This window comes from Rhodococcus ruber NBRC 15591 (genome assembly GCF_001894945.1).
GTDB lineage: Bacteria > Actinomycetota > Actinomycetes > Mycobacteriales > Mycobacteriaceae > Rhodococcus > Rhodococcus ruber.
In genome coordinates this window covers 1-11,277 of sequence record NZ_BCXE01000003.1, presented here as the reverse complement: position 1 = coordinate 11,277, position 11,277 = coordinate 1, and the positions used below count along the sequence as shown (strand labels likewise).

Annotated in this window: 10 protein-coding genes; 1 reads left to right on the top strand and 9 read right to left on the bottom strand. The window is 68.8% G+C overall.

What is annotated here, in order from left to right; all coding sequences use genetic code 11:
• Positions 1 to 11: 11 nt before the first annotated feature.
• The 7 genes from RR3_RS03650 to RR3_RS03620 form a co-directional block, all read right to left on the bottom strand.
• A complete protein-coding gene (locus RR3_RS03650) occupies positions 12 to 1,358 on the bottom strand; it encodes an MFS transporter (protein WP_064066728.1) in 1,347 nt (448 codons plus the stop codon).
• Positions 1,359 to 1,467: 109 nt separating this feature from the next.
• Positions 1,468 to 2,277 (bottom strand): 1,6-dihydroxycyclohexa-2,4-diene-1-carboxylate dehydrogenase, encoded by an 810-nt coding sequence (locus tag RR3_RS03645; protein ID WP_072786340.1) that lies wholly within the window; start codon positions 2,275 to 2,277, stop codon positions 1,468 to 1,470.
• On the bottom strand, positions 2,274 to 3,881 hold the full coding sequence (benC, locus tag RR3_RS03640) for a benzoate 1,2-dioxygenase electron transfer component BenC (protein WP_064065613.1): 1,608 nt from the start codon (positions 3,879 to 3,881) through the stop codon (positions 2,274 to 2,276). Before benC ends, RR3_RS03645 begins: the two co-directional genes overlap by 4 nt.
• A gap of 33 nt (positions 3,882 to 3,914) precedes the next feature.
• Positions 3,915 to 4,418: a benzoate 1,2-dioxygenase small subunit gene (benB, locus tag RR3_RS03635; RefSeq protein WP_064065614.1), complete on the bottom strand. Its 504-nt coding sequence runs from the start codon at positions 4,416 to 4,418 to the stop codon at positions 3,915 to 3,917.
• 13 nt (positions 4,419 to 4,431) lie between these two features.
• Positions 4,432 to 5,811, bottom strand: a complete 1,380-nt coding sequence (benA, locus tag RR3_RS03630; protein ID WP_064065615.1) for a benzoate 1,2-dioxygenase large subunit — start codon at positions 5,809 to 5,811, stop codon at positions 4,432 to 4,434.
• 207 nt (positions 5,812 to 6,018) lie between these two features.
• A complete protein-coding gene (locus RR3_RS03625; protein ID WP_010596894.1) occupies positions 6,019 to 7,017 on the bottom strand; it encodes a 2Fe-2S iron-sulfur cluster-binding protein in 999 nt (332 codons plus the stop codon).
• 26 nt (positions 7,018 to 7,043) lie between these two features.
• Complete coding sequence (locus RR3_RS03620) at positions 7,044 to 8,255, bottom strand: cytochrome P450 (protein ID WP_010596895.1); 1,212 nt, start codon at positions 8,253 to 8,255, stop codon at positions 7,044 to 7,046.
• A gap of 171 nt (positions 8,256 to 8,426) precedes the next feature.
• On the opposite strand from RR3_RS03620, the gene RR3_RS03615 reads away from it, so the two are divergent.
• Positions 8,427 to 9,359 (top strand): AraC family transcriptional regulator, encoded by a 933-nt coding sequence (locus RR3_RS03615; protein WP_454297260.1) that lies wholly within the window; start codon positions 8,427 to 8,429, stop codon positions 9,357 to 9,359.
• 69 nt (positions 9,360 to 9,428) lie between these two features.
• Here the strand turns inward: RR3_RS03615 and RR3_RS03610 are convergent, their stop codons facing one another.
• Positions 9,429 to 9,920 carry a hypothetical protein gene (locus RR3_RS03610; RefSeq protein WP_017679770.1) on the bottom strand — a complete coding sequence of 164 codons (492 nt, stop codon included), beginning with the start codon at positions 9,918 to 9,920 and terminating at the stop codon, positions 9,429 to 9,431.
• Positions 9,921 to 9,990: 70 nt separating this feature from the next.
• A partial coding sequence (locus RR3_RS03605; protein ID WP_072786339.1) for a 4-hydroxyphenylacetate 3-hydroxylase family protein occupies positions 9,991 to 11,277 on the bottom strand: 1,287 nt, incomplete at its 5' end.

The following is an 11,277-nucleotide window of genomic DNA, read 5'->3' as shown; positions in this document are numbered from 1 at the left end:
GGTGGGTTGAGTCACACTTCCACGGTAGTGGGGCTCGCCGCCGCGGCCTCCGGGGTTCTGGCAACGTACTGCGCACCCTGCCGGACGGGGACGAACACCGTCACCAGGGCGCCGGCCACGGCGATGCCGGCGAAGATGTAGAAGCTCACGTCGTTGCTCAGCCCGGCGCCGATGAGCAGGCCGCCGATGATGGGACCGAAGATGCCGCCGAGCCGGCCGAATCCGGCGCACCAGGCGACGCCGGCACCGCGCGCGGCCGTCTCGTAGTAGTTGGAGACGAACCCGTAGATGAGCACCTGGGTGCCGATCGTGCCGACCCCGGCGATCGCCACCGCGGTCAGCAGGACCGGCAGCGGGAATCCGAAGGTGAGCAGGATCAGTGCCAGTCCGGCGAGACCGAACGTGGTGGCGATGACCGGCTGGGGGCCGCGGCCGTCGGCGATCCGGGAGGCCAGGAGGCCGCCGATGATCGCGCCGCCGTTGAGGACCAGCAGGAATGCGAGCGAACCCTTCGCGTCGTAGCCGGCGTCGGCCATGATCTTCGGCAGCCACGTGTTCAGCCCGTAGGTCAGCAGCAGCCCGGCGAAGCTCATCAGTCCGAGCAGGGTCGTGCCCCACGCGTAGCGGCGGGTGGCCAGGGCGGCGAAGCCGACCTTCTCGGCCGGGGCCGGAACGGTCGTGGGCCGCGGGAGGCCGAACTTGTCGCAGACCGCGGCGGCCTCGTCCGTCCGTCCGCGCGCCTGCAGCCACATCGGGGATTCGGGGAGCTTGACCAGGGCCAGGGGCAGCAGGATCACCAGGGGCAGTGCGCCGATCCAGAACAGGCCCCGCCAGCCGATGGCGTCGCGCAGCACGATGGCGAGCAGGGAGGCGAGGACGCCGCCGGCGGGGACGCCGCTGTAGACGATCGCGTTGAACAGGTTCCGCTTTCCGGGCGGGGCGAACTCGGCCACCACGGCGCCCGCGGTGGCGACGAGACCGCCGACGCCGATGCCGGTGAAGAAGCGCAGGATGCCGAAGGAGGTGATGCTGGTGGCCATCGCGGTAGCGCCCATGCCGACGGAGAACCAGACGATGTTGATCAGCATCATCTTCCGGCGCCCGATCCGGTCGCCGAACGCGCCGCTGAGCAGGGCGCCGACCATGACGCCGATGAGGGCGTACGAGCCCAGCGCGCCGCCCTGCTGCGCGGAGATCGCTCCGATCTGGGTGGGGTCGGCCATCAGTGTGGGCAGGATCGTCCCGTAGACGACGAGGTCGTAGCCGTCGAAGATGATCGCCAGCGTGGCGAGGGCGACGACCCAGATGACGGTGCTGCGGTGCCGGGGACTCGCCCAGGCTGTTGTGTTGTCGGCCATGTCGGCTCCGGTCTGTGAGTGCGGTCACAAGGAAAACAGGGCAGAAAGAGGGCCTCACCAGCAGGGGATCCCTGGCCTGCCGGTGAGGCCCGTCGCGGTACCGGGGTGGCTACCCCGGGTCGCCGCCGGCGACGGGAAGAACCGTGCCGGTGATGTAGGAGGCCTCGTCCGAGGCCAGGAAGGTGATCGCGGCGGCCTGCTCGTCGAGCGTGCCGTACCGCTTGAGCAGTGACGAGTCGACGGTCTGGTCCACGATCTGCTGGTACCAGACCTTTTCCTGCTCGCTCTGCGCGGCGGGGCCGCGCGCCACCCGGCGGGCGGGGGCGTCGGTGCCGCCGGGGGCGGTGGCGACGACCCGGATCCCGTGCGGGGCGGCCTCGAGGGCGAGCGCGGAGGTGATCGCGTTGACCCCGCCCTTGGCCGCGGCGTACGGGACACGGTTGACGCCGCGGGTCGCGACGGAGGACACGTTGACGATCGTGCCCGACCGTTGCTCGATCAGATGCGGCAGCACCGCGCGGCACGTCCACAGCGTCGGGAACAGCGACCGCTGCACCTCCGCCTGGATCTGCTCCGGCGTGTACTGCTCGTACGGCTTCGCCCAGATCGTCCCGCCGACGTTGTTGACGAGCACATCGATGCGGCCGTGCTGCTGCCGGGCCTCGTCGATCGCGGACTGCGCTCCCTCGAACACCTCGAGGTCGGCGGTGACGGAGTGCGCCTGGAAACCCTTCTCGCGCAATTCCTTCGCCACCTCGTGTACCAGCTCGGAGCGGTCGACGAGGATCACGGATCCCCCTTCGGCCGCGATGCGGGTCGCGACCACGAGGCCGATGCCCTGCGCGGCGCCGGTGACGGTGACGACCCGACCGTCGAAGCGGCCCGGATACACGGTGCCTACGGGCAGGAGGACGCTCACGCGATCTCCGCCTTCGCGGAGTCCTCGATGGCGCGGCGCATCGTCGCCTTGGCGTGCTCGGCATGGCTGACGATGAGATCGCGGGCCGCCGCGCGGTCCTTGCGTTCGAACGCCCGCACGATCTGCAGGTGGTCGTGCGGAACCTGCTCGTCCACCCACTGCGCGGTGCGCAGCACCTTGCGCATCAGCTGCGTCACCTCGAGCCGGTTGTACGCCTCGAGCAGCACCGGGTTGCCGCAGCAGCGGAACAGGAACTCGTGGAAGGCGGCGTTGGTGTCGGTGAACGCGCCCGCATCGGTGAAGCGGTCGTGGTCGATCGACGCGGTCGACGCCTCGGCGAGAATCCGGAACTCCACGAGTTGCGCGTCGGTGAGCCGGCCGATGGTCAGCTCCAGCGCGCCGAGCTCGAGCGCCATGCGCGCGTCGAACTGGGCGTCGGACTCGGTGACGGGCGGGTGCTCCTCGCCGATCTCGTAGTTGTCCTGTGCCACGGTGTTCGCGGGCCCGAGCGAGACCGGCAGTCCGGTTTCGGCGGCGGCCTTCTCGGCCGCGACGCGCTCCGCCTCGGTGGGCTCGGGTGCCTGCCCGGTGGCGCCCGTCGCGGAGTTGTTGAACTTCTCGAAGAAGAAGTTGGCGGGGGTGAGACCCTCGCTGTCGAAGTGCGTGCGCACCGCCTCGACCATCGGCGGCGGCCCGCACAGGTACACGTCGACATCGCCGTCGTTCAGGTGCTTCGGCTCGAACAGCGACGTGACGTAACCCTTGTTCGCGGCCGAAGTGGCCGGGTCGGAGACGCAGTACTCGAACGTGAAGTTCGGCAGCGACCGCGTGTACTCCTCGAGCTTGTCGAGTTCGACGACGTCCTGATCGAACGAGGCGCCGTAGATCAGATGCACCGGCAGGCCGCTGTCCTGCTCCTGCATCCTGGCGAGGATGGCCAGGATCGGGGCGAGCCCGGTGCCGCCGGCGAGCAGCAGCGCGGGCCGCGTGCGCTCGCGCAGGAAGAAGCTGCCGAACGGACCGGTGAACTCGAGCGTGTCGCCGACCTGGGCGCCGTCGCGCAGGTACTCCGACATCAGGCCACCCTCGGTGATCTTCACCAGGAACGACAGGTGCGGATCGTTGGGGCCGGTGCTGAACGAGTACGACCGGGTCTGCCCGGTGCCGGGCACCGTGATGTTGACGTACTGGCCCGGCAGGAACACCAGCTCGTCGCGGTTCGGGATCTCGACGGTGAACCCGACGGTGCTGTCGGAGAAGCGGCGGATGTCGGTGATCGTCGCCGTGTAGGTCGCGGCGGCGGTCTTCGCGACGTCCGAGGTCGTGGCGATCTGCAGCACGAGGTCCGACTCGGGCGTCATCTGGCACGGCAGGCAGTAACCCTGCTCGGCCTCGTCGTCGGTCAGCGCCTCCTCGATGTAGTCGCCGCCGTCGTAGGTGCCGGACTCGCACAGCGCCTTGCAGGTACCGCACGCGCCGTCACGGCAGTCGAGAGGAATGTTGATGCGCGCCTTGTACGACGCGTCGGCGACCGTCTCGTTCGGTCCGCACTTGACGAAGCGGGTCACCCCGTCCTCGAAGCTCAATGCCACCTGGAAACTCACGGCACGGGCCTCCTTTCGTGAATCGGGGGTGGATCAGACGACGTAGACGTCCACGATGTGGTGGATGTAGTCGTTCTTGAGCACGATCTTCTTCTTCTTGATCACCGGCTGGGCGCCCGAGACGTCGAGCGTGACGAACGTCGTGCCGAAATAGGTGTCGGTGGTGTTGTACCGGTAGTACAGCGAGAACCAGTTGTGGCGCAGGTCGATCTCCGTGCCGCGGCGCTCGAGGATCTCGACGTTGGTGATGTTGTGGCCGGTGCGCGGTTCCGGCAGCGACGTCGCGGACGAGCGGTCGGTGCGGATGCGGAACACCCGGTCCTCGAGGCCGCCCCGGTTGGGGTAGTAGATGAGCGAGATCTCGCGCTGCGGGTCCGTGGTGAGCTCACCGTTGTCGTCCCACGCCGGCATCCAGTACTCGGCCTGCGGGTGGTAGCACTCGAGCCACTTCTCGAACTCGCGGTCGTCGAGGAGACGGGCCTCGCGGTAGAGGAACTGCTCGATGTCGGTCTGGGTCAATTCCATTGCGGTGGTCATGTTCTCGTCTTCCTCAGCGCTCGTTCGCGGCGGTGGACTCGGCGCCGGCCTCGGCCGTGACGGCCTTGCGCATGCTGTCGAGCCAGAAGCCGTGCTGGATCGGGTACAGGCCCTCGTCCTCGGTCTTCACCCCGCTGGACAGCACGTTCTTCATGCCGAGGTCGAGCGCGACCTGGTCCGGTCCGTTCAGCTGGTGGGTCGCGCCGCGGCTCAGGTCGTTCCACGGTGCGGCGCTGGCCAGGTAGGTCTTCTGGCAGGACCGGAACTCCTCGAGATCGTCCGGGGTGGCCATGCCGGTGGCGTTGAAGAAGTCCTCGTACTGCCGGATGCGGTTGGCGCGGGACTCGGCGCTCTCCCCCTTCGGGGCGATGCAGTAGATGGTGACCTCGGTCTTGTCCACCGAGATCGGCCGGAAATGCCGGATCTGCGACGAGAACTGGTCCATCAGGTACACATTCGGGTACAGGCACAGGTTGCGCGACGCCCCGACCATGAACTCGGCCTTCTTCTCGCCGAACTCGGCGGCGAGTTCCGCCCGGCGCGGGTAGAGCGGACGGTCCTGCGGGTTGCCCCACCACATCCACAGCAGCAGGTGGCCGTTGTCGAACGAGTGGTAGCCGCCGCCCTGCTTGCCCCAGGTGCCGGCGTCCATCGCCTTGGTCTCGTTGGCCGACTCGCCGGCGGTGCGGCGGGCGGTGGTGGCCGCGTAGTTCCAGTGCGTGGCCGACACGTGGTAGCCGTCGGCGCCGTTCTCGGCCTGCAGCTTCCAGTTACCGTCGTAGGTGTAGGTCGAGGAGCCGCGCAGCACCTCGAGGCCCTCGGGGGACTGGTCGACGATCATGTCGATGATCTTGGTGGTGTCGCCGAGGTGTTCCTCGAGCGACTTGACGTCGGCGTTCAGGCTGCCGAAGAGGAACCCGCGGTAGCTTTCGAAGCGGGCGACCTTGGTCAGGTCGTGGCTGCCGTCCTTGTTGAACTGTTCCGGGTAGCCGGCGTCGCGCGGGTCCTTGACCTTGAGCAGCTTGCCGTTGTTGCGGAAGGTCCAGCCGTGGAAGGGGCACGTGAACGTCGTGCGGTTGTCGGTCTTGCGGCGGCACAGCATGGCGCCGCGGTGGCTGCACGCGTTGATCAGGCAGTGCAGCTCGCCCTCCTTGTCGCGGCTGATCACGATGGGCTGGCGGCCGATGTAGGTGGTGAAGTAGTCCCCGTTGTTCGGGATCTGGCTCTCGTGCGCGAGGTAGACCCAGTTGCCTTCGAAGATGTGCTTCATCTCCAGCTCGAAGATCTCTTCGTCGGTGAAGATGTTGCGGCGCACCTGGTATCGGCCGGTCTCCGCGTCTTCGACGAGGGCGCCGTCGAGTTCGGCGCGCACGTGGTCCAGGGTCTCGGTCATGGGGATCCTCCAGAAAGGGTGTCGGTCGGCCCCGGATGGCGAGCGGGGCTGTCTCCGCGTTGCCATTCAGACTGCCAGCATGTGGCCGTAGTCACACCAGGCAAATGCCTAGGCCTACCTAGGACCCTCGGCAGGAGGGTAAGAGGTCCTCAATCGACCGGTGCGTCCTTTGGGCTGCCGGGGCAGCCCAAAGGACGCACCGGTCGACTACGCCGCCGAGACGAACTTCTCCCGGTGGATCCGCCGCGGCGACATCCGTCGCCGCTTGAACGCCTTGACGGCGCTGTCGACGAACGCCTCGGAGCCGCAGATGTAGCCGGTGTACTCCTTCGCCGACGCCACATCCTCGACGAACGCGTCGGTCGCGTAGCCCTCGCGGTCGCCGCCGGTCTCGCGACTCAGGCACGTGACCAGCCGGAAGCCCGGGTACTGGCCTTCCCATTCCCGCAGCAGTGCGACGTCGTACAGGTCCTCGGCCGTACGCACCCCGTGGTAGACGGTGATCTCCCGGTGCGGTTCGAGCGCCAGTGCGTGCCGCACGATGCTCTTCATCGGTGCGAGTCCAGTCCCGCCCGCGAGCAGAACCATCGGTCCCGTCGACTCGGCGTCGAAGGTGAAGTCGCCGAACGGTCCCGTGACGTCGACCCGGTCCCCGACCGAGACGGTCCCGAAGATCCATCCGTCGCTGGCCACCCCGCCCGGCCGGCGCCGGATGTGCAGTTCGAGCAGCTTCGGCTCGCTCGGCGGGTTCGCGAGGGAGTACTGCCGCCGGACATCCGTGCCGGGCACCGTCACCTCGACGTACTGCCCCGCCGAGAACTCGAGCGGTGTGTCCAGGGTGAGCAGGACGCGCCGGGTGTCGCGTGCGATGTCGCGGACCTCGGTCACCGTGGCGACGAGATCCCGCAGCACGTGCGTGGCCGCGGTCTGCTCGCCCGCGGGAGGTTCGACGACGGTGTCCGCACCGACGGTCGCCTGGCAGGCCAGGGCGAATCCGTCGGCCCGCTCGGTCGGCGGCAGGGTGTCCTCGGGCGAGGCGTTGTGCTCGACCGAGCCGGAACGGACGCGGATCTTGCACGTGCCGCACGTGCCCTGGTTGCAGGAGTTGGGCATCCACACGCCGCCGCGGAGGAGGGCGTCGAGGACGGTCTGATCGGGTCCGCACGGCACGGTGGTGGTGCCGACGGTGACGGTGTGCTGGGTCATGGCAGTTTCCTGATCGCTCGACGAGGTCAGATTTCCCACGTGACGTGCAGCGCGGTGGGGCCGCGGAAACCCCAGCCCCAGAACTCGACGTCGGCGTCGGTGTCCCGCTCCAGGTTGGGGATGGTCTCGAGCAGCTCCTCGAGCCCGATGCGGCACACGTGGTTGGCGAAGTAGATGCCTGCGCACGCGTGCTTGCCGGCGCCGAACGCCAGGTGCGGCAGCGGGGGACGGGTCAGGTCGTACGCGGTGGGGGCGTCGTACTTGCCGGTGTCGTGGTTGGCCGAGCCGTACGACAGGATCACCACGGTGCCCTCGGCGATGTCGATTCCGGCCACCGTCGTGTCGCGGGTCGCGATGCGCGCGGTCGCGGACCAGATCGGCGACGTCCAGCGCATGCCCTCGGCGATCGCGCGGGGAATCAGATCCGGGTCGTCGACGACGGCCTCGAACTGCTCGGGCCGGGTGAACAGGCCGGCGAGGGTCGAGCCCATCGCGTGGCCCGGCTCCTGCATGGCGCCGAGCAGGAACACGTACAGCGTCGGGTAGATGTAGTCCCGGCCGCGGGTCTGTCCTTCCGGCATGCCGTCGTGCAGCCAGTGCGAGATCGCACTGTCGTCCGGGTGCTCGATCCAATGGTCGATCAGCGGGTCCACGACGGCCTGGATCTCGGCCTTCGCACGGTCGCCGTCCGCGAACCGCTCCTGGTTGGTGAACTCGCCGTTCTCGTCGACCGCGGCATTGGTGAACGACAGCGACAGCCGGTGGAACCAGTCGCGCAGCGTGTCGGAGGAGACGTCCTTCAGGCCGAGCAGGTCGCCGAGCGCGCGGACGCTGACCGGCTCGCAGAACTGGGCCATGAGGTCGGCCCTGCCGTCGGACTCGAAGGCCTCGACGTACCGGCGGGCGATCGGCCGGACCAGGTCGTCGATCCACCGGTCCACCTCGGCCGGCTGCAGCGCCGGCTCGACCATCGAGCGCAGATCCTCGTGGATGTCGCCGTTGACGCCGATGATCGCGGGATGCCCGAAGGTGCGGCCACCGGCGGGCGTGATGACGGCCTCGAAGTCGCCGCTGGTCGCAATGGCGTGGCAGGCCTCGGTGGTCGAGGCGACGTAGGCGCCGAGCACCGGCACGTAGGCGACGGGTGCCTCGGCGCGCAGCCGCTCGTACACGGGGTACGGGTTGCGTTCGAGCTGGGTCATGGTGATCTCGTCGATCCACGAAAGGGTGCTCGTCATGGGTTCTGCTCCTGGATGTGTCGTCGGCCGCGACGCACGCCCGGGTGGGTCGTCGTCGTGTGACCGGGAACATATGACGGGGGTCACGCCGGCGCCGAGACGATGTGCGCGGCGGCTGGACACATCGCGCGACTTTGTGTGATCGGGGTCTCCGATCCGTACTCTCGGGGTGTGAGCACGGCCGAGATCGGAGACTGGGACGCCGCGTCCCGGGCGGTGGCGGACGCGTACTTCCCGCACGAGCTGACCGATCTGTCGGGTACGGACCGGCCCGCGCTGTCGTTGCGGACCGTCGACCTGGGTGGGGTGACCCTCGGACGCCTGCACTGGGGTGCCGACGTCGCGATCGCGTGCGACTATCCCGGCGCGTACGAGGTGAACATCCCGCTCACCGGCCGGCTCGAGTCGCGCGGCAGCCACGGCGAGGTCGTGTCGGCGCCCGGTCAGGCCACCGTGTTCCGGGCCGACACGCCGAGCATGATCACCCGATGGGGCGCAACGTGTTCCGTTCTCGGTGTCAAGTTCGACCGGGACCACCTGGAGCGGGAGGCCGACCGGATCCTCGGTTCGCCGGTGCGCACGAAGCTGGTGCTGCCCGACCAGCTGGACCTGACCGGCCCGGCGAGCGAATGGCACGGGCTGGTACGGGCGCTGTCCGAACAGCTCGACGGCGGCCTGGAGATGGTGAGCAACCCGATCGTCGGTGCCCAGCTCGCCGGGGCGGTCACCGCGGCGTTCGTCCTCGCCGTCTCCCCGCAGGACGGGCCGGCCGCTCCGCCGCGGCCGGGCATGGTCCGCCGCGTCCTCGACGCCCTGAACGACGATCCCGCCCGGGCGTGGACCGCGGCCGACATGGCCGAGCTGGCCGGGACCAGCGTCCGGCGCCTGCAGGAGGCGTTCGCCGACTACGTCGGGGCCAGCCCGTCGGCGTGCCTGCTCGACATCCGGCTCAGCCGCGCGCACGACGACCTGGTTGCCGGCGCCGGGGCGGTCACGGTCGCCGACGTGGCCTACCGGTGGGGTTTCGGTCACCCCGGACGGTTCGCCACGGCGTTCAAGCGGCGCTACGGGACGACGCCGGCGCAGGTGCTGCGCGGCCGGTGACACAGCAGTCCCGGACGTCGACAACCGTCGCGAAGGCTGTCGATGTCCGGGACCGGTGTCGCTGTGGGCCTACCCGACCCAGAACTGCGGGGTGGGCCGGTCGAACGACAACTCCGGGAAGTCGTCGTCGCAGATCGGTACCCGGGCGCGGCGCTCGACGTAGTCGTGGCCGTAGTCGCGCATGTGACCGAGGCACGCGACGGTGTATCCCACGGGATCGGGGTGGGCGGTGGTGGCCGGCCGGAAGAGATTGGGAAAACCATTCTCCGTCAACGTGGTTGCCGTGCACCGCGCACCGTCGCGGCCGTGCAGTGGGAGGGTGCCGTCCCCGTCGACGACGAACTTGGCGCGCGCGACGACGGTCGCTCCGTCGACGATCTCCCAGCGGTGGTCGACCTCGTCGTAGCGGGCGGCGGTGGCCTCGTCCGCCTCCAGCACGGCCAAGCGCACCTCGTCGCGCAGGCGGGTGGCCGCCCGCCGGGAGGCGAAGGAGTGCCCGAGGACCACGGCGTCGAACTCCGGGACCGGGGCGGGGACGACGAACGTCGATGCGGTGGTCATCGCGGCACTCCTTCGCGGGTGGAACGCCGCGCGCGGGCGGCAGGGGATCGCCCGCGCGCGGCAGCTGGGGTTACTTGCGGTAGTAGGCGCTGACGTCGTCGTTGCCGATCAGGTCGGGCACGGTCCAGCCGTCGAGGTCGTACTCGCTCATGAACTGCTCGGCCAGGCCCTTCATCGAGGACACGTCCCCGCGGCCTTCCGCCGCGAAGAGCAGCTCGGCCTTGACGTTCTCGTGGTTGCCGGAGTAGTTGCGCTCGTAGAGTTCGTGGCGGCCGCCGAATTCGGAGCCGATCGAGTCCCACAGCGCCTTCATGACCTTGACCCGGTCCACCGCGGTGATGCCGTCCGAGCCGCGGACGTACTTGTCCAGGTACGGGCGCACCTCGGGGCTCTTGAAGTCCGCGGCGGAGGAGGGCAGGTAGATCAGGCCCGACGCGACGTCCTGCTCGATGATCTCCTTGATGCGCGGGTAGCCCTGGATCATGAACATCCGGTAGGTCAGGCCGTATTCGAGCTTCGGGATGACGGTGTCCCCGATCCAGGGCTCGGGGTCGCGGGCCATCGACTCGGTCAGCGACCAGAACAGGTTGCGCCAGCCGATGACCTCGCCGACGCGGGTCTGCACGCCGCGGAACCCGCCGGCGCCGGTCGCGTCGAGGGCCTTCATCAGCAGGCCGGCGATGAAGTCGAGCTTGACCGCCAGACGGGTGCAGCCCTGGAAGGTGAACCGGGGCAGGAAGCCGGACTGCGGGAAGAACGCGTTGATCTTCTCCACGTCGCCGTACATGAACACGTTCTCCCACGGCACCAGCACCTTGTCGAAGATGAAGATGGCGTCGTTCTCGTCCATGCGCGACGAGAGCGGGTAGTCGAACGGCGAGCCGACGACATTGGCGTTCTGGCTGTAGGAGGCCCGCGAGATGAGCTTGATGCCGGGAGCGTCCATCGGCACCGTGCAGATCAGGGCGAATTCCTTCTTCTTGATCGGCAGGCCGTAGTGGGCGATGAAGTTGTAGTTGGTGATCGCCGAGCCGGTGGCGACGACCTTGGCGCCGGAGACGATCAGGCCGGCGTCGGTCTCCTTCTCGACCTTCATGAACACGTCGCCCACCTCGTCCGGGGGCAGCGACCGGTCCACCGGCGGATTGATGATGGCGTGGTTCCAGTACAGGACCTTCTCCTGCGATTCGCGGTACCAGCGCTTGGCGTTGTCCTGGAACGGCGAGTAGAACTCGTCGTTGGCGCCGAGCGTGCCGAGGAAGGAGGCCTTGTAGTCGGGGGACCGGCCCATCCAGCCGTACGTCATCCGCGCCCAGGTGGCGATGGCGTCGCGGTCGGCTCGCAGGTCGTCCGCGGA

Bases quoted from the DNA above. Each gene is read 5' to 3' on its own strand.
- RR3_RS03650 (WP_064066728.1), bottom strand. From the start codon at position 1,358: ATGGCCGACAACACAACAGCCTGGGCGAGTCCCCGGCACCGCAGCACC.
- benB (WP_064065614.1), bottom strand. From the start codon at position 4,418: ATGACCACCGCAATGGAATTGACCCAGACCGACATCGAGCAGTTCCTC.
- benA (WP_064065615.1), bottom strand. From the start codon at position 5,811: ATGACCGAGACCCTGGACCACGTGCGCGCCGAACTCGACGGCGCCCTC.
- RR3_RS03625 (WP_010596894.1), bottom strand. From the start codon at position 7,017: ATGACCCAGCACACCGTCACCGTCGGCACCACCACCGTGCCGTGCGGA.
- RR3_RS03620 (WP_010596895.1), bottom strand. From the start codon at position 8,255: ATGACGAGCACCCTTTCGTGGATCGACGAGATCACCATGACCCAGCTC.
- RR3_RS03610 (WP_017679770.1), bottom strand. From the start codon at position 9,920: ATGACCACCGCATCGACGTTCGTCGTCCCCGCCCCGGTCCCGGAGTTC.